Below are 18503 nucleotides of genomic sequence, written 5' to 3'. Positions count from 1 at the left end.
GAAATGAATCCTGGATATGAAATTGGTCACCGATATCGGATAATTCGGTCACTTGGTGAAGGTGGAATGGCTAATGTCTACTTGGCACATGATATGGTTCTTGATCGGGACGTTTCGGTTAAACTATTGCGTCTTGACTTACGGGACGATCCAAGTACTAAACGGCGATTTCACCGGGAAGCAATGGCCGCGACGCAGTTAAATGATCCTCATATTGTTGGAATTTATGACGTTGGTGAGGATCATGGCTTGCAATACATGGTAATGCAATATGTAAAGGGGACAGACCTTAAAGCATATATAAAAAAGCACTATCCGATTCCACTTCCACAAGTTATTGATATTATGGAACAGGTGCTTTCAGCAGTTGCGACCGCCCATGCTCATGGGATTATCCACCGGGACTTAAAACCACAAAATATCTTAATTGATGAAAATAAAAACGTTAAAATTACTGATTTTGGAATTGCGGTTGCTGTATCGCAAGACTCATTAACGCAGACTAATACCTTGATGGGGTCAGTTCACTACCTATCCCCAGAACAAGCGCGAGGAAGCATTGCTACTAAACAATCAGATATCTATTCACTAGGAATTATCTTGTTTGAACTTCTAACTGGAAAGGTTCCATTTGAGGGAGAAACGGCTGTCTCAATTGCCTTGAAGCATTTCCGTGAAGAAATTCCTTCTGTTCGTGAACAGAACAAAGAAATTCCTCAGGCACTCGAAAACGTAATCATTAAAGCGACAGCAAAGGAACCTGCTGAGCGGTATAGTTCAGTTAATGAAATGGCAGCTGATTTGAAAACCGTCCTTGATCCGCAAAGAGCTAATGAGCCGCGGTTAAAGATCCAACAAGATGATAATGGAGAAACTAAGGTGTTAGATATTAAACACCTAAAAGCTGATGATTATCAACCAAAGAAGTCAACTGATTCACCAACCGTTGATCCATCAACTAAACCGCAAAAGTGGGAAAAATATGGGATGGTTAGTGGAACGCTTGGTATGATTGTGCTGATTGCAGTCTGTAGCTGGTGGTTCTTAATCCGTCAAGTAATCATCCCCGATGTAGAAGGGATGACGGTACAAAAGGCAGAGCAACGATTGCACCAGCAAAACTTGCGGATTGGTAAGATTACTCGAGTAAATAGTCAGGCGGTTGATAAAAACCGAATTGTTTCAGCCAATCCTGACGTCAGCCATAAGACCCGTGTTAGTACCCCAATTAATTTAACGGTTAGTACAGGAGTTAAGCAATTGCAAATGGCTGATTATGTTGGTGAAGACTATTCTTCAGTAGCCGCTAACCTTCGTCGCAAGGGATTTCAAGTTCATCAAGAACCAGTGTATTCGGATGATATCGATAAGGGACAGATTATCAGACAAAACCACAAAAAAGGTACGATTGTTAAGCCTGCTGCTAACACAATTATTTTTCGGGTAAGCGCAGGGAAAGAACCAATTAAGATTCCGAACTTTAAGAATCAGGATATTAGTGCTGTTCAACAGTTTGCAAATAAAAATAATTTACAATTGACAACTCAAGAGAAAAAATCAAAAACAATCGCGACTAACCATGTGATTAATCAGACACCACGAGCTGGGTCAACATTGAATCATGGTGATACGTTAACAGTTTCAATTGCTAATTCTGGTAACCAAACAAAGACAACGAATATTCAGATTAACATTCCGTTTGATGGGAATGGTGGGCAGCGTGAAAACCGTGTACAGGTATATATCAGAGATGCCAACCATAATTTAACAATGGAGTATCAAGATATTACAATTAATCAGGAAACAACAATTAATGTGCCATTTACCCTTAAACAAGGACAAACAGGCGCATACCGTGTTGTTCGCAATGGACGAACGATTATGAGTGCAACAAATATTACTGGATAATTGGAGGTGCAGTTTGAAAACAGGAATAATCCAACAGTCATTAAGTGGCTTTTATGATGTGATTGCAGATGAAAAGATCTATCGGACAAGGGCACGTGGAAACTTCCGTCAACGAAAGATTAAGCCAGTAGTTGGCGATCATGTTGAGTTCAGTGCTGAAAATCAACAGGAAGGGTATTTATTAAAAATCTTGCCCCGCCGCAATCAGTTGGTTCGGCCACCTGTTGCTAATGTTGATATGGCAGTTGTCGTAACCTCAGCTAAAGAACCAGCATTTTCCGCTAACCTTTTAGACCGGCAATTGATTGCTTTAGAAGCCCAAGATGTTACCCCTTTAATTTATTTTTCAAAGACTGACTTACTGACAGATGAGGAATACCAACAACTTTTGCCAACGATCGAGGGCTATCGTAAAATCGGCTACCAGGTTTATGCGGCCCGTGAGCCCTTTAACCCTAACCAATTAGCAAATTTAATGGAAGAATTAAAGGGAAATATTGTAACAATGATGGGGCAGACAGGAGCAGGAAAGTCAACGTTGCTTAATCATTTGGCTCCCCAGTTAAAATTAGCGACTGGCGAAATTTCTCAAGCGCTTCAACGGGGACGGCATACAACAAGAAAAGTAAGCTTACTAGATGTTAACGGGGCTCTAATAGCCGATACCCCAGGTTTTTCATCGTACGAAACATTTGATATGACGGTAAATGATTTGCCGCATTTATTCCCTGAAATGGCTAAAATTTCAGCTGATTGTAAGTTTCGGGGTTGCCTTCACATAAAAGAACCACAATGTGCTGTGAAGGAAGCGGTAAACAATGTTATAATCATGAAGAGTCGGTATGATGATTATCTTCAGTTCCATGAATTGATTGCTAATCAAAAACCAAATTATAAGAAATGAGGGAATCAGGATGATTAAAGTTGCACCATCAATTTTAAGTGCAGATTATGTAAATTTACAAAAGGACATTGAAAAGGTAGAAAAGGCCGGTGCACCATACTTACACATTGATGTTATGGATGGTACCTTTGTTCCAAGTATTTCTTACGGACCAGGCTTTGTTAAGGCCATTCGTCCAATTACAAACATGGTATTGGATGTGCACTTGATGGTTGAAAGTCCAGAACATATTTTACCAATGTTCATTGATGCTGGCGCTGATATTATTGGTGTTCAAGTAGAAGCTACTCAACACATTCACCGTGCTCTTCAAATTATCAAAAACGGTGGCGTAAAAGCCGAAGTTGTTATTAACCCAGGTACACCAGTAGCGATGATCGAACCGGTATTACACATGGTTGACCAAGTCTTGGTAATGACTGTTAACCCTGGATTTGGTGGTCAAAAGTTCTTACCGGAAACCGTTGACAAGATTGCCCAATTAAACGCAATTAAGGAAGAAAAGGGCTATAATTTCGATATTGAAGTAGACGGTGGAGTTAACGACAAGACAGTTGTAGATTGCTACAAAGCCGGTGCGACGGTAGCAGTTGCAGGTTCATATGTCTTTAACGCTGAAGATCCTGCTGAACGAATCAAGGCGCTTGAAGATGCTACTAAGTAATTAGTTACATTAAGTAAAAAACAAAAATGGATCTTCTAGTTCAGATTTGTCTGAATATTGAAGATCCATTTTTTTAGGAGTGAAAAATGAGAGTAAATGTACTAGTTGGCGGTCCGCTTGAAATAGTCCCAACCGAGTTGATTTTGCAACGTAAAGATGAAAAATGGATTGGGGTTGACCGGGGTGCTTTAAGGTTATTAAGATGGGGAATTAAGCCGGTTTTAGCAATTGGTGACTTTGATTCCGTTACCGGGGATGAATTGCAAGGTTTAGAAGGTAAAATTACTCGTATAAAAACTTATCCTCCTGAAAAAGATTATACCGATACGCAATTGGGCGTGAAATTTGCAATTCAGGAACAGGCTGATGAAATTGAAATTTTTGGTGCAACGGGAGGACGCTTAGACCATTTATTAGCTAACCTCTTTCTTCCGTTGCAGAGTGAATTTAAGCCATACTTAACCAAGATTAAGATTATTGACTGTCAAAATGTTGTCTCTTACTACTTGCCAGGGGATTACACTATTTCTCGCCTGCCGCATAAGAAGTACCTGGCCTTTGTCAATCTTACTCCTGTTCGAGGCCTTACGTTGAAAGACGAAAAATATCCACTGCAAAACTGGAGTAGTCAAATTCCATTCTCGTGGACAAGCAATGAATTTACAGCTGAAGAAAATCATTTTTCATTTGAAAGTGGAATTATTTCTGTAATTCAGTGTAGCGACCAATTAAAATAGGTTTTTGAGGGAAAAATACCCTGTCAAGGAAAATTACTTGAAAGAAAACTATTGCATTGTTACGATGCCTATGGTAGATTAATTAGGTGAGTTACATCGCAGTTTTGCGTAAACGAAAAAATTATGAAGCAAAGAGGAGGGTATCACCAATGGCTAAAGATTTTATCAACGGTAAACGGACGCAATTTGGTAACAAGCGTTCTCACGCCCTTAACTCAAGTCGGCGTAGCTGGAAGCCTAACTTGCAAAAGGTAACCATTTTAGTTAATGGTAAGCCTAAGAAGGTATACGTTTCAGCACGTACACTGAAGTCAGGTAAAGTGACTCGGGTTTAATTAAAATGATGCCGTCCAGTTTGGGCGGCTTATTTTTTACACTAATTGATTAACCCCATTGATTGATTGTAAAAATATCCATCAGTTACTTTTTTAGTGAAATATGCTATGGTATGATGGTATTGATTTAATTATGAATTTTAGTATCATTGGATTCTAAAATCAATTGGTAATTTTATAAGGAGGCCATGACGATGGCAGTAAAAATCAAAACTAAGTCAGGTACAATTGACATTGATAATGATGTGATTTCATCAGTTGTTGGTGGGGCTGCTACTGATAACTACGGTGTTGTTGGAATGGCAAGCCGAAACCCCCTCCGTGATGGGGTTAACCAAATTCTTCGTCGTGAAAATTTTGCGCGCGGCGTTGTTGTTCGGCAGCAAGATAATGGTGTAGCTGTTGACGTAAATATTATTGTAGGCTATGGCACAAAGATCTCAGAAGTATCAAAAAGTGTCCAAGCAAAGGTAAAGTATAATCTTGAAACAATGCTCGGTATTACGGCAAATTCAGTTAATGTATGTGTCCAAGGTGTACGGACACTAGAAGATTAAGCGAGCATTGGGGAGGAATTTCGAATTGGCTGTAACAAAAATTACAAACCTTGAATTCGGTAAAATGGTCCAGGCGGCCGCCGATAAACTTGGTAAGAACGCTGAATTTATTAATTCATTAAATGTTTTTCCAGTTCCAGATGGAGACACCGGGACAAACATGACTTCTTCAATGGCAAGCGGTGCCAAGTACGAACGCAACGAAACCAGTAAGAAGGTTGGCGACCTGAGTGCAGCGTTAGCAAAGGGCCTTTTGATGGGAGCACGAGGAAATTCTGGGGTTATTTTATCGCAGATCTTCCGTGGTTTTGCAAAGGCAACAGAAGGCATGGATGTTTTATCTACTGCTGACTTTGTTAATGCTTATGCTAATGGTGCAAAGACAGCTTATAAGGCTGTGATGAAGCCAACAGAAGGTACCATTTTAACGGTTGTTCGTGAATCAGCTCAAGCAGGCCTCAACAAGATTAAAGAGACTGATGATCTTGTTGAGATTATGCATACCATTTATGAAGCAAGTGAAGAAGCGCTTAAAAAGACGCCGGATTTATTGCCAGTCCTGAAAGAAGTTGGCGTGGTAGATTCTGGTGGGCAAGGACTCGTCTTTGTACTTCAAGCCTTTGACGAAGCCTTGAGTGGCCGCGTAGATAAAAGTGATGACTATAAACCTGACAATGCTGAAATTGACGAGATGGTTCACGCCATGGATCACCAAAGCGTTCAAGGAAAGCTTAATCCTGAAGATATCAAGTATACTTACTGTACTCAAATGTTGGTACGCCTTGGTAAGGGTAAACAAGTGACTCAAAAGTTTGACTATGATACGTTCTATAATTATCTAGCGGACTTAGGTGATAGTTTACTTGTTCTAAATGATGATCAAGTTGTGCGGGTTCATGTTCACACTGAACACCCTGGTAAAGTATTAACTTGGGGTCAGCAATTCGGTGATTTACAGACAATTGAAATTCATAACATGGTTTGGCAACAAGAAGAAATCATGGAAAAGGATGAAGAAGACACTGACAGTGAGTCGCCAATTGAGAAGGCAAAAGCAGCTGCAGAAGCTAAAAAGGACCTCCAGACAGCTGTTATTGCTGTAGCATCAGGAGAAGGAATTGCAAAATTATTAAAGAGTTTGGGTGTTACCCACATCATTACAGGTGGTCAAACAATGAACCCAAGTACTCAAGATATTCTCGATACCATTAATAATAGTGGTGCCAAGCAAGCTATTGTTCTGCCAAATAACGGCAACATCTTTATGACTGCTGATCAAGCTGCTGAAGTCGCTGATATTCCAACAAAGATTGTCCACAGTAAGACGATTGCCCAAGCAATGAGTGCGTTGCTTGAGTACAACCCAGAAGCATCTTTAGACGAAAATCAAGCGAATATGGAAGCCAATACAAATACGGTTGCCAGTGGAGCGGTTACTAATGCTGTTCGTGATACAACAATTGATGGTCGTGAAATTAAGAAAGATGACTACATGGGAATTGTTGATGGTAAAATCGTCACTACTGATTTGGATCTGAAAGAAGCCGCTATTAAGATGGTTAAAGCCATGCTTGACGAGGATAGTGAAATTGTAACGATCTTATATGGAGCTGGTGGTGATCAAAAAACTGCTGAAGAGATTAAAGCAGCAGTTGAAGAAGTAGATGATGAATTAGATATTCAGATTTACGATGGTGGTCAGCCAGTTTATCCATACCTGATTTCGGTTGAATAGCGGCACATTAAATTAATTCCTATAGGGGTGGGTTAATAAAGGACTACTTTTATTCCCACTCCTATTTTGGTTACTGGTTGTGTTAAAAAAGAGGTGAAAGATTTGCGGAGTTTAACGGATTCCGTCGCCAATTTAAAAGGAGTTGGTCCTAAGCGGGTAGCAGATCTAGCTACTCTGGGAATAGATACTATTGAAGATTTATTGACATATTATCCCACCCGTTATAACGATTTCACGCCTACAGATATTGAAAGTGCCAAGGATAAACAGAAAATTACTCTTCAAGGAGTAGTGGTGTCGGAACCACTCTTGGTCCGCTATGGCTATCGGCGAAACCGGCTTACTTTTCGAATGCAGGTAGGTAATGAGGTAGTAATCGCGACCTTTTTTAATCAGCCCTATATCAAAAAACAAATTGAATTAAATCAACAAGTAACTGTAATGGGCAAGTGGGATGCACCTCGCCGTCAAGTAACAGGAAACAAGCTTCTTAAGGAAAAAGCTGATGATCGAAATGAGTTTGGTGCAGTCTATACGGTGAATAAGCATATCCGGCAAAATGTCCTCCAAAGTTTTATTCGTCAAGCTTACGAGGAATATGCCAATATCATTCCAACGTATTTGCCAGAAACGATTCGTCAACGATACCGGTTAATGGATCGGCGACAAATGATTAGGGAAATTCACTTTCCACAAACTCAGGCAACTGCAAAAGCCGCGCGCCGAACAGCAGCTTACGAAGAGTTTTTCCTATTTCAGTTACGGCTGCAAGCAATTCGCCGTGCCCATCGTCAAGAAGATGGTGAGCGGATTTTATACCATAATGACGAGTTAAAAGAATTTATTGGCGGACTCCCATTTGAACTAACTAATGCTCAAAAACGGGTTGTTAATGAAATTTGCCGTGATATGCGTCAACCATACCAGATGAATCGATTGTTACAGGGAGATGTTGGTTCTGGAAAGACAATTGTTGCTGCTATTGCCATTTATGCAGCTATTACTGCCGGTTATCAAGCTGCTTTAATGGCGCCGACAGAAATTCTGGCAGGACAACATGCTGAGAAATTAGCGAAAATTTTTGAAGGAACCCATGTCCAGGTTGCTCTTCTGACTGGTTCATTGACTGCTAAGCAACATCGGGAACTACTGACGGCAATGAAGAGAGGGGATGTCAACCTCATTGTTGGAACCCATGCGCTAATTCAAGATGGAGTCGAATATGCTAATCTTGGTCTGGTAATTACTGATGAACAGCACCGTTTTGGGGTCAACCAGCGTCAGCAACTTCGTGAAAAAGGCGAACATCCTGATGTATTAGCCATGACAGCGACCCCTATCCCACGGACACTAGCGATTACTAATTATGGTGAAATGGATGTTTCGATAATTGACCAATTACCGGCTGGTCGAAAGCCAATTCAAACAAAGTGGCTGCAGTCTAACCAACATGCCGCAGCAATCCATTTTTTGCGTGAACAATTAAAGCAAGGAGCACAGGCGTATGTTGTAAGTCCTTTGATTGAGGAATCAGCGGCTCTAGATGTACAAAACGCGACTGATCTTTATAATCAGCTGTCGGCCGATCTTGAGCCAGCTTATAAAGTGGGCTTACTCCATGGACGAATGGGGACGGAAGAAAAAGATGAGGCGATGCGCCAGTTTAAATCTGGTGAGCTTCAAGTTTTAGTTGCAACCACGGTTATTGAAGTTGGTGTTGATAATCCTAATGCAACGGTAATGGTTATATATGATGCTGATCGTTTTGGCCTCGCACAGCTTCACCAATTACGTGGGCGTGTTGGTCGAGGCAGTCGACAAAGCTATTGTCTGTTGATTGCCGATCCGAAAACTGATGAGGGAAAAGCCCGGATGAAAACGATGGTTGCTACCGATGATGGATTTAAGATAGCTGAGCAAGACTTGAAACTGCGGGGATCTGGAGATGTTCTTGGGAAAAAGCAATCGGGGATGCCAGAATTTAAAGTGGGTGATCCGGTTGCTGATTTGAAAATGCTGCAAATTGCCCGTGCTGATGCTGGAAACCTATTAAGCATGCCCAATTGGGATCAGGTCGATGAAAATCAGCCACTTGTTTTATATTTAAAGCGTCATGAACTGGAGACGCACTTTGACTAATATGAGGAGGAAATTTTATGAAAATTGCTGTTGATGCAATGGGTGGAGATAATGCTCCCCAAGTAATCATTGAAGGGGTAGAAGAGGCCCGAGACCTTTACCCCGACCTAGAATTTGACCTTTATGGAAATCCAGACAAGGTTAAACCCTTAATAAAAAATAATGAGCGGCTTAATATTGTTGCTACCAGTGAAGAGATTTCAATGGGTGAAGAACCAGTCCGGGCGATTCGACGAAAAAAAGACTCGTCAATTGTTCGCGCAGCAACAGCAGTTAAAGAAGGAAAAGCTGATGCCTTCTTTTCTGCAGGAAACACAGGGGCAATTTTGGCGGCTGGCCTCTTCATTGTTGGCCGCATTAAAGGGATTGACCGTCCAGGACTCACTAGTATTTTGCCAATTGCCAAGCCAGGTGCTAGTCGGCACAATTTTGTCTACCTCGATACTGGTGCAAATGCGGAAAGTAAAGAGAAAAATTTGGAACAATATGCCTACCTTGGTAAATTCTATGCCGAAAATGTATTGGGAGTTGCGAACCCTCAAATTGCGCTATTAAACAATGGGGCAGAAGAAGATAAGGGTGACAAATTACATAAAGAAGTATGGAAAATCCTCGATAGCAAAGATGATTTGAATTTTATCGGCAATATTGAATCTGGTGACCTCCTGTTTGGCAAGGCAGATGTTGTTGTAAGTGATGGGTGGACGGCAAATGCGGCTTTGAAAGCGACTGAAGGAACCGCCAAGATGATGATGACGTTGATTAAAGATGGAATTTTACATGGTGGTCTTCGTGCTAAGCTAGGTTATCTCATGCTAAAGCCAGTTTTCCATCAAATCGGGCAAAAAATGAGTGCTTCAACTTATGGTGGGGCGGTCTTATTAGGACTTAAGGCACCAGTTGTTAAAACTCATGGATCTGCTGATGCTTTAGCAGTGAAAAATACAATTAGTCAAATCAGAACGATGATCAAAACGGGTGTGATTGAAAAAACAGTTGAATTTTTCGATAACACCGAAAATCTAGACAATTCTCAGAAAAACGAATAGAATAAGTAGCGAACTAGTAAAGAGAGGTTAATAATAATGGCTGATAATAAGAAAACAGAAATCTTTAATAAGGTTTCAGAGATTGTTGCTGACCATTTTGATGTTGATCGGGCTAAGATTACTGATGATTTGAACTTAAAGACAGATTTGGATGCTGATTCAATTGATTTTGTTGAATTTGTTCTCGAATTAGAGGATACGTTTGGTGAAGAAATTAATGATGAAGATGCTGAAAAGCTAAGTACAATCGGTGAAGTTGTTGATTACATTGCAGAACACACTGCCAACTAATCGAACTGTTTAATTATTAAGGTAGAAAAGTAAGGGGCTGAGAAAAGGCGAAAGTTTTTTCACAGCCTTTAATTTTTTTGAATATTATTAAAATTACCTGCGGAATAGCGGGTTGTTTAGTATAATAGGCCTTAGACATTTTTTATAATTTAAGTCAAAAACGAAAGGAATTTTTTATGATCGAAGAATTACAAGACTACCTGGCCAAGGAATTTAATATTCATTTTGATAATCCTGCTTTATTAGCAGAAGCTTTTACTCAAGCTTCGTATGTAAATGAACATCCTAACCAAGGATTAAAATATTACGAACGGATTGAATTTCTTGGCGATGCTGTGTTGGAACTGATCGTTTCAGAATATATTTATAAACGTTTCCCTGAATTACCGCAGGGGAAACTTACCCGCTTAAGAGCGGCAATGGTATGTGAGGATAGTTTTTCTAAATTTGCCAAGGAATGTCATTTTGATCAATACATTCGCTTAGGTCATGGTGAGGAAATGGCCAGCGCAAGAGAACGTCCAGGCTTGCTATGTGATATTTTTGAATCATTTATTGGCGCCCTCTATTTAGATCAAGGCCGGCCAGCAGTTGAAAAGTTTGTCCAACGAGTTATTTTTCCTAAACTTGATATGGGCTGGTTTGATCATGCTGTTGATGCCAAGACTAGTCTCCAAGAATTCCTCCAACGTGACGGTGATATTGCCATTGAATATCATTTGGTAGAGGAAAGCGGAACAGAAAACGACCCTGAATTTAAAGTAAACGTTACGGCTAATGGTGACGTTATCGGTGAGGGAAAGGGTTCATCAAAGAAGCATGCTGAAATGCAAGCAGCACAACAGGCACTTGATAATATGAGAAATAAAAATAAATAGTAAGTAGGAATAACTGATGCAATTATTGTCTTTAACTTTGGACGGCTTTAAGTCCTTTGCCCAAAAAACAACAATTAAATTTGAGCCCGGGATGACAGGGATTGTTGGCCCGAATGGTAGTGGAAAGAGTAATATTATCGAAGCTATCCAATGGGTAATGGGCGAACAGTCGGCTCATCATTTACGGGGAGATCGGATGGCTGATGTTATCTTTAATGGGTCATCAGATCGAAAACCTTTAAACCGGGCCCTAGTTTCGATTACGCTAGATAATAGCGATCATTACTTAGCTAGTGAATTTACTGAGCTTACCATTACTCGTAAAATATACCGCAATGGTGATAGTGAGTACTTAATTAACGACCAAAACGTTCGCTTAAAGGACATTACAGACTTGTTTATTGATTCTGGCTTAGGTCGAGAATCTTTTTCTATTATTTCCCAGGGACGGATTGAAGAGATCTTTAACGGTAAGCCAATTGATCGGCGGGGAATTATTGAAACCGTTGCTGGCGTTGCTAAGTATAAGAAGAACAAAGAAACAGCTGAAAAGCGACTTACTACGACGATGGAAAACCTTAACCGGGTAAATGACATTATTAGTGAGTTAGAAAAGCAGATTGAACCTTTAGAAGAACAAAGTGCAATTGCCCAAGATTACTTGGAACAAAAGAAGCAATTTGATGTGCTTGATCGGACACAAACAGTTCGTCATTATGATGAGTACTATGATAAGTTAACCAAATTAGGTGCCAAGCTCGAACAAGCAGAAGCGATGGTGAAGGACTATCAAGGACAAGCAGGCCATGATCGGCAGCAACTTGATAATTTGAAGCAAAAGCGCCAACAACTAAACGCAACTAAGGATCGACTTCAAGCGATCATCTTAAACCAAACGGAGGCAATTGCTAAGTACGAGAATCAGCAATCGGTTTCTAGTGTTCGTCGCGAGCAACGTGAAAATGAGCAGCGACGGTTAACTGCCCAACAGGCTGAACTCAATGCACGCTTAAAAGAGGTTAAGGCAAGCCAACAGGCAAATGACGAGCAATTAGCTGAACAAAAAGCACTGATTAATAGTCAGCAAGCTGAGTTCGAAGCAGCCAGAAAGATGAGTAGCAGTGAGCAGATTGCGACCCTAAAACAGCAAGTAGAGGATTTACGTAACCAACAAGTTAGCTTGATGCAGAAAAGAACAACGATTCACAATCAGCAATCTTTCTTGTCACGTAATCATGAACAAGCGATGAGTCTTCAACGACAAAATGTCGAGGAACTTGACGCTACTAAGAACCAGCTTGCAGAAATTAATCAAGAATATGACCGCTACCAACAAGAAGCAGCCATTACTAAGGGAAGCCTACAGACTGTCAGTGAAAAACTAAAAGCAGCTCAAGATCACCGTGAAAAACTTAATTACGGGTACCAAACAAAACAACGTGATTGGTATGCAGCATTAGGAGATGTGCGGTCGCTTAATTCGCGAATTAACGCTTATCAGTCAATGGCCGATGAATATAGCGGCTATTACCGGGGAGTTCAAGAAGTCCTTCGGCAACGGCAGAAATTTCCTGGATTGGCGGGAGCAGTCAGTGAATTATTTGATGTTCCTGCCATGTACACGCAAGCGGTTGAAACAGTATTAGGAAGCCAGCTTCAGCAATTGGTTGTTGACCGGCAAGCTACTGCCAAAGCAATTATTAACTTCTTGATTAAGACTCGCGCTGGCCGGGTAACTATTTTGCCGCTTGATACGCTTAGCCACCGGCGACCATTAAACATTTGGCCACAACTAACTGGTCTCCCTGGCTTTTTGGGTCGAGCAACAGAACTTATTAAGTTTGATCAAAAATTTCAGATTATTGCTGACCACTTACTAGGAACAACGGTTATTGCTGACAACCTTGATCATGCCACTGAGATTGCTCGTGCAGGTCGTCATATGGTACGGGTGGTAACTCTTGACGGTCAGTTGATCAATGCTAGTGGAGCGATGACTGGGGGAGCCACCCGTAGTCAACGAACAGGACTTTTAAGTCAAAAGCAAATGGCTAAGCAACTAGAAGAAGAGCTAAAAAAACAGGAACGGCTTGCAGCAAATTTAGAGCAGGAAATTACTAAACTACAACAAGCGCAAAAAGCGAACGAACAAGTAGTAGCTGATTATCAGCAACAAGTTCAGACTTTACAAGATAAGTTTCATGAGCAAGAAAGTAATTGCCAGTTGATCTCAAGTAAGCATGAGATGCTTACTAATCGGGTACAGATTTTAGAAACCCAAAATAAACAGCAAGACACTCAACATCAGGATTACGAATCACAAGTTCAACAAAATAATGAACAAGCTGATAAAGTAAACCAGAAATTGACGCAAGTTGTGGCAAAGATTAAGCAAATTCTTACCCGGATCGATGAATTACAGAATGATGAGTCAACTCAGGCACGACAATTAGCACAAATGCAACAAAAAATTGCAGTGACCGAAGAACGACTTCAACAATATCAACGCCAAAGTCAAGAGTATAACCGGCAACGGCGAGAAGTTGAGGAGAGTTTAGAAAAGGTCACGGTTGCAATCGCTGAGTTAACGACTCAATCAGCTAGTCAATCAACAAGTGAAAAATCGACACAGACAGCCTTAAAAGATGCTAAAGAAGAGCAGGCAAAAGCTAAGGTGCAACTGGAAGATAATTCAGTTGCTCTTGAAGAACTTGAGCAAAAGCTGTCACAAGCCGAAGCACATTATAATCGTCTGCAAGAACTTCAGCGGGCAGCCCTTGATGATCGTAATAACTTAAATGAAGAGCGCGTGAAGTATGAATCAATGGTTGAGCAAGCTCTTAATCGATTATCTGAGCAATATTCCATGACCATTGATGAAGCTCGCCAACAGATGAGTGACTTGGACGAAGAGACCTTAGCGACCCGGTTGAAGCTATTAAAGCGGGGATTGGATGATCTTGGTCAAGTTAATGTTGGAGCGATTGAAGAATATGAGCGTGTTCGTGAACGGTACGATTTCTTGAAGGGACAACAAGACGACTTGCTCGCCTCTCGAGCTCAGCTTAATCAGACGATGGGTGAGATGGATGCCCAAGTCAAGAAACGGTTTATTACAACCTTTAATCAGGTTTCACAAAAGTTTGATGAGACGTTCCAACAAATTTTCTCTGGTGGTCATGCTAAACTTGTCTTAACCGACCCCCATGACTTATTAACAACTGGGGTCGATATTATGGCCCAGCCACCAGGAAAGAAAAATCAACATCTTTCATTGTTATCAGGTGGGGAACGAGCATTAACAGCGATTACCTTACTATTCGCTATTTTAAAAGTCCGCCCAGTTCCATTTGCAATTCTTGATGAACCAGAGGCAGCCTTAGATGAGGTCAATGTACAACGGTTTGCGCACTACCTCAGCAAATTTGGTACTGAAGGTCCACAATTTATCGTCATTACCCACCGCAAGGGAACGATGATGGACGCCGATGTATTGTACGGGGTTACAATGCAAGAATCAGGAGTTTCAAAGATGGTATCAGTGGATGTTGTTGGTACTTTACAAGAGAGTGATAATTAACTAAATTTAGGAGGCTTCAAGTATGGGATTATTTGATATTTTCCGCCGTCATAAGAAAAAAGAAGAGGAAAAAACGCCTGATAGTTCAAGTGCAGTTGTTCAATCTGAAACCGCGCATGAAGATGAATCAGCAGATGCGATGAGTGCGGCGCCGGCTTCTGCCCCAACTCATCCGGAACCGGTAAATATTCCTCCTGCCGATAGCTATGAGGAAAAGATTAACCCGGATGGAACTCACGAAACGCTCCATAATGGGGTTAAAGAAGAAAAAGAAGAGGAGACTAGCGAGGAAAGTCACTCAGAAGAGGTGGCAGACTCAAGTATTTCTGAAGAAGAAGTACCATCATCTAGTACTCCGGATGAAACTGTTTCTGCAGAAGGACCATCTTCTTCCAATACAGCTGAAACTGAAACAGCCGTTGAATCACCTGAAGAACCGACCGAACCTGTTGCAGAAGAAAAAGCGGTTGAAGAACCAGTAATGCCAACCACAGAAGAAGCATCAGCTGCTGAAGAATCAAATGAGGATGACGATTCTGAAGAAAATGATGGTGATAAGGAACAGGAGCAACAACCTTCTTCTGAACCAGAAGAGGATCAAAAAGCTGAGACGGTTAAGAAATACGATCGTGGGCTTGAGAAGTCTCGGACAGGCTTTGGGGCACGGTTAAATAAGTTCTTGGCTAATTTCCGGCATGTCGATGAAGATTTCTTTGATGATCTTGAAGATATGCTGATTGAATCTGATGTCGGCTATGATATGGCAATGAAACTCAGTGATGAATTACGAGAAGAAGTAAAACTGCAAAATGCTAAGAGCAAGCAGGATGTTTCCAACGTCATTATTGAAAAAATGGTCGAACTTTATGATGAAGCTGGTCAAGATGAAAATCCTGACTTAGCCATGGCAAAGGAAGGCCCAACTGTTATTATGTTTGTTGGTGTTAACGGTGCTGGAAAGACAACAACGATTGGTAAAATGGCCGCCCTCTTTAAGAAGCAAGGTAAGAAAGTTCTTTTAGCGGCCGCTGATACGTTCCGGGCCGGGGCGACTGAACAACTAGATGTGTGGGCAAAACGTGACGGTGTTGACATCGTTACAGGGCCAGAAAACGGTGATCCAGCGGCCGTTGTTTTTGATGCAGTAAAACGGGCAAAAGATGAAAAATATGATATCTTATTCATTGATACTGCTGGCCGTCTCCAAAACAAGGTTAACTTGATGAATGAGTTAGCTAAGATGAAGCGCATCCTTACTCGTGAGATTCCAGATGCTCCTCATGAAGTACTGTTAGTCTTAGATGCAACAACTGGGCAAAACGCTCTTAACCAGGCTAAGCTATTCAAGGAAAGTACCGATGTAACGGGGATTGTTTTAACAAAACTAGACGGAACTGCTCGTGGGGGAATTGTCCTTGCTATCCGTAATGAACTCCACTTACCGGTTAAGTATGTGGGGCTTGGTGAAAAGGTAGACGACCTCCAGAAGTTTGATGCTGGCGACTTTGTTTATGGCCTGTTCAAAGGGTTAGTCGAAGTTGACTAGGCAGGTGTGACGATATGGAAATTGAAAAGAATTATCGGATAAATTCATTATTTGAGTTTTACCAACCCTTATTAACCAAAAAACAAAATGATTATTTAGAGCTTTATTATGGGGATGACTACTCATTGGGCGAAATTGCCGAGAATTTCCATGTTAGTCGTCAAGCCGTATATGATAATATAAAGCGCACAGAAAGCATATTAGAAGATTACGAGGCCAAATTGCATTTATATGCTGAATTTCAAGTTCGTAATCAACAGGCGGATCGAATTCAACGATACGTCCGAAAAAACTATCCAGATGATGCAACGCTCAATCACTTAGTAAATCATCTGGAAAGCTTGGAGGAAGAATAAAATGGCATTTGAAGGTTTAACAGATCGTCTGCAAAAGGCGATGGAAAAATTACGACGCAAACCCAAAGTTACAGAAGCTGATCTTCGGGAAACGATGCGTGAGATTCGGCTCGCCCTTTTAGAAGCCGATGTTAACTTTAAAGTTGTAAAAGACTTTGTAAAGACCGTTCGGGAAAAAGCAGCCGGGGCGGAAGTATTAAAAGGGTTAAATCCAGCTCAACAAATCGTTAAAATTGTTAATGATGAATTAACGAAGCTGATGGGTGAAGAAGCGGTTCCGCTTAACAAAGCACCGCACATTCCAACTGTTATCATGATGGTTGGTCTTCAAGGGGCAGGTAAGACGACCACTGCCGGTAAATTGGCTTTACGATTAAAGAATGAAAATCACGCGCGGCCAATGTTTATTGCGGCTGACGTTTACCGTCCCGCCGCTATTACTCAGTTACAACAAGTCGCCGATCAGATCGATGTTCCTGTTTTTGAAAAGGGGACAGACGTTGATCCAGTGGAAATTGTTCGCGAAGGGATGGAAGTAGCCAAGAAAAATCATAATGATTATGTCATTATTGATACTGCTGGTCGGCTCCAGATTGATGAACAATTAATGGATGAGCTTGCAAACATTAAAGAGCTAGTAAATCCAAATGAAATTTTGCTTGTTATTGATTCGATGACTGGTCAAAATGCAGTTAATACGGCTCAAGGATTTGATGATAAACTTGATATTACCGGGGTTATCTTAACCAAGTTAGATGGTGATACCCGTGGTGGGGCTGCCATGTCAATCCGGGCAGTCACAGGTAAGCCAATTAAGTTTGTCGGTGAAGGGGAAAAGATGGAGGACCTTGATGTCTTCCACCCTGACCGGATGGCTTCACGGATTTTGGGTATGGGGGACATGATGACCCTGATTGAAAAGGCCCAAAAGAATTTTGATGAAGAACAAGCCCAAGAAACAATGGATAAAATGCGTGAGAACACATTTGACTATAATGATTTCTTGGCACAAATGGATCAGGTTACCAAGATGGGACCGTTGGAAAACATTATTAAGATGATACCGGGGATGGCTAATAACCCTGCCTTAAAGAATCTTAATTTGGATCCTAAGCAATTTGCTCATATCCGGGCCATTGTTCTTTCAATGACGCCAGAAGAACGTGAAAATCCTGATATAATGAATCCTAGTCGTCGTCGTCGTTTAGCAGCTGGTGCGGGACGGCCAATTGTTGAAGTTAACCGAATGATTAAGCAATTTAATCAAATGCGTAAGATGATGAAGCAGGTTACAAACGGTAACTTCAATGGAATGCAAAATATGTTTGGCGGACAAATGCCAGGTGGCAAGATGGGACAAATGGCAATGAACCACATGGCGCGAAAAATGAAAAAAGACAAGCAAAAACGCATTAAAAAGCTTCGCAAATTACGGAAGAAAAAATAATTTTAAAAAATTTAAGCCTGTCAAGAAAAAATACTTTACATTCTATTTGAACACTGGTATATTATTATCTGTTAAAAGAAATCAGGGAGGTGCAAAGAATGTCTGTTAAAATTCGTTTAAAGCGCATGGGTTCAAAGAAGCGTCCATTCTACCGGATCGTTGTAGCTGACTCACGTGCCCCACGTGATGGTCGTTTTATTACTTCAGTAGGTACTTACAACCCATTGACTACTCCTAAGGAAGTCAAGTTTGATGAAGACGCTGTTATGGAATGGTTACAAAAGGGTGCTCAACCTTCAGATACTGTTCGTAACATGCTTCAAGCAGCTGGTGTTATGAAGAAGTACCACGAAGCAAAGTACGCTAAGAAGTAGTGA

16 protein-coding genes are annotated in these 18503 nt (G+C 41.1%); all 16 read left to right on the top strand.

All coding sequences use genetic code 11. The annotated features are described in order from the left end of the window. Positions 1-3 precede the first annotated feature (3 nt). The 16 genes from pknB (at position 4) to rpsP (ending at position 18500) form a co-directional block, all read left to right on the top strand. On the top strand, positions 4-1908 hold the full coding sequence (gene pknB / locus SH603_RS06755) for a Stk1 family PASTA domain-containing Ser/Thr kinase (RefSeq protein WP_169472657.1): 1905 nt from the start codon (positions 4-6) through the stop codon (positions 1906-1908). A 13-nt stretch (positions 1909-1921) separates the two neighbouring features. Further along, positions 1922-2812 (top strand): ribosome small subunit-dependent GTPase A, encoded by an 891-nt coding sequence (gene rsgA / locus SH603_RS06750; protein ID WP_169472656.1) that lies wholly within the window; start codon positions 1922-1924, stop codon positions 2810-2812. Positions 2813-2822: 10 nt separating this feature from the next. Then, positions 2823-3476 (top strand): ribulose-phosphate 3-epimerase, encoded by a 654-nt coding sequence (rpe, locus tag SH603_RS06745; RefSeq protein WP_035153182.1) that lies wholly within the window; start codon positions 2823-2825, stop codon positions 3474-3476. Between the two features lie 86 nt (positions 3477-3562). Continuing rightward, positions 3563-4213, top strand: a complete 651-nt coding sequence (locus tag SH603_RS06740; RefSeq protein WP_153700791.1) for a thiamine diphosphokinase — start codon at positions 3563-3565, stop codon at positions 4211-4213. A gap of 149 nt (positions 4214-4362) precedes the next feature. Next, positions 4363-4548, top strand: coding sequence for a 50S ribosomal protein L28 (rpmB, locus tag SH603_RS06735; RefSeq protein ID WP_003663833.1), 186 nt, complete (start codon positions 4363-4365; stop codon positions 4546-4548). A gap of 194 nt (positions 4549-4742) precedes the next feature. After that, positions 4743-5105 carry an Asp23/Gls24 family envelope stress response protein gene (locus SH603_RS06730; RefSeq protein WP_003663831.1) on the top strand — a complete coding sequence of 121 codons (363 nt, stop codon included), beginning with the start codon at positions 4743-4745 and terminating at the stop codon, positions 5103-5105. 25 nt (positions 5106-5130) lie between these two features. Then, entirely contained in the window at positions 5131-6840 is a 1710-nt protein-coding gene (locus tag SH603_RS06725; RefSeq protein ID WP_169478324.1) for a DAK2 domain-containing protein, read from the top strand. A gap of 66 nt (positions 6841-6906) precedes the next feature. After that, the gene (recG, locus tag SH603_RS06720) at positions 6907-8979 is read left to right on the top strand and encodes an ATP-dependent DNA helicase RecG (protein WP_321533702.1); all 2073 of its coding nucleotides are present in this window, start codon (positions 6907-6909) and stop codon (positions 8977-8979) included. Between the two features lie 17 nt (positions 8980-8996). Beyond that, on the top strand, positions 8997-10028 hold the full coding sequence (gene plsX, locus SH603_RS06715) for a phosphate acyltransferase PlsX (RefSeq protein ID WP_169472653.1): 1032 nt from the start codon (positions 8997-8999) through the stop codon (positions 10026-10028). A 36-nt stretch (positions 10029-10064) separates the two neighbouring features. Next, positions 10065-10319 (top strand): acyl carrier protein, encoded by a 255-nt coding sequence (gene acpP, locus SH603_RS06710; protein WP_003663823.1) that lies wholly within the window; start codon positions 10065-10067, stop codon positions 10317-10319. A gap of 176 nt (positions 10320-10495) precedes the next feature. Beyond that, the gene (gene rnc, locus SH603_RS06705; RefSeq protein ID WP_169472652.1) at positions 10496-11197 is read left to right on the top strand and encodes a ribonuclease III; all 702 of its coding nucleotides are present in this window, start codon (positions 10496-10498) and stop codon (positions 11195-11197) included. A 16-nt stretch (positions 11198-11213) separates the two neighbouring features. After that, the gene (gene smc, locus SH603_RS06700) at positions 11214-14777 is read left to right on the top strand and encodes a chromosome segregation protein SMC (protein WP_321533701.1); all 3564 of its coding nucleotides are present in this window, start codon (positions 11214-11216) and stop codon (positions 14775-14777) included. A 22-nt stretch (positions 14778-14799) separates the two neighbouring features. Continuing rightward, positions 14800-16323 (top strand): signal recognition particle-docking protein FtsY, encoded by a 1524-nt coding sequence (gene ftsY, locus SH603_RS06695; RefSeq protein ID WP_321533700.1) that lies wholly within the window; start codon positions 14800-14802, stop codon positions 16321-16323. Between the two features lie 14 nt (positions 16324-16337). Next, positions 16338-16679 carry a putative DNA-binding protein gene (locus SH603_RS06690; protein ID WP_035153201.1) on the top strand — a complete coding sequence of 114 codons (342 nt, stop codon included), beginning with the start codon at positions 16338-16340 and terminating at the stop codon, positions 16677-16679. Between the two features lies 1 nt (position 16680). After that, a complete protein-coding gene (gene ffh / locus SH603_RS06685; RefSeq protein WP_169472649.1) occupies positions 16681-18126 on the top strand; it encodes a signal recognition particle protein in 1446 nt (481 codons plus the stop codon). Between the two features lie 98 nt (positions 18127-18224). Beyond that, positions 18225-18500 (top strand): 30S ribosomal protein S16, encoded by a 276-nt coding sequence (rpsP, locus tag SH603_RS06680; RefSeq protein ID WP_003663816.1) that lies wholly within the window; start codon positions 18225-18227, stop codon positions 18498-18500. Positions 18501-18503: the final 3 nt, after the last annotated feature.

Source organism: Limosilactobacillus reuteri (genome assembly GCF_034259105.1).
Lineage (GTDB): Bacteria > Bacillota > Bacilli > Lactobacillales > Lactobacillaceae > Limosilactobacillus > Limosilactobacillus reuteri_G.
The sequence above is the reverse complement of the archived record's forward strand: the minus strand, read 5'-3'. Positions and strand labels throughout refer to the sequence as shown.

Excerpts from the sequence above, each read along its gene's own strand:
- pknB (WP_169472657.1), top strand. The coding sequence starts at position 4 with ATGAATCCTGGATATGAAATTGGTCACCGATATCGGATAATTCGGTCA.
- rpe (WP_035153182.1), top strand. The coding sequence starts at position 2,823 with ATGATTAAAGTTGCACCATCAATTTTAAGTGCAGATTATGTAAATTTA.
- SH603_RS06740 (WP_153700791.1), top strand. The coding sequence starts at position 3,563 with ATGAGAGTAAATGTACTAGTTGGCGGTCCGCTTGAAATAGTCCCAACC.
- rpmB (WP_003663833.1), top strand. The coding sequence starts at position 4,363 with ATGGCTAAAGATTTTATCAACGGTAAACGGACGCAATTTGGTAACAAG.
- SH603_RS06730 (WP_003663831.1), top strand. The coding sequence starts at position 4,743 with ATGGCAGTAAAAATCAAAACTAAGTCAGGTACAATTGACATTGATAAT.
- plsX (WP_169472653.1), top strand. The coding sequence starts at position 8,997 with ATGAAAATTGCTGTTGATGCAATGGGTGGAGATAATGCTCCCCAAGTA.
- acpP (WP_003663823.1), top strand. The coding sequence starts at position 10,065 with ATGGCTGATAATAAGAAAACAGAAATCTTTAATAAGGTTTCAGAGATT.
- rnc (WP_169472652.1), top strand. The coding sequence starts at position 10,496 with ATGATCGAAGAATTACAAGACTACCTGGCCAAGGAATTTAATATTCAT.
- smc (WP_321533701.1), top strand. The coding sequence starts at position 11,214 with ATGCAATTATTGTCTTTAACTTTGGACGGCTTTAAGTCCTTTGCCCAA.
- ftsY (WP_321533700.1), top strand. The coding sequence starts at position 14,800 with ATGGGATTATTTGATATTTTCCGCCGTCATAAGAAAAAAGAAGAGGAA.
- SH603_RS06690 (WP_035153201.1), top strand. The coding sequence starts at position 16,338 with ATGGAAATTGAAAAGAATTATCGGATAAATTCATTATTTGAGTTTTAC.
- ffh (WP_169472649.1), top strand. The coding sequence starts at position 16,681 with ATGGCATTTGAAGGTTTAACAGATCGTCTGCAAAAGGCGATGGAAAAA.
- rpsP (WP_003663816.1), top strand. The coding sequence starts at position 18,225 with ATGTCTGTTAAAATTCGTTTAAAGCGCATGGGTTCAAAGAAGCGTCCA.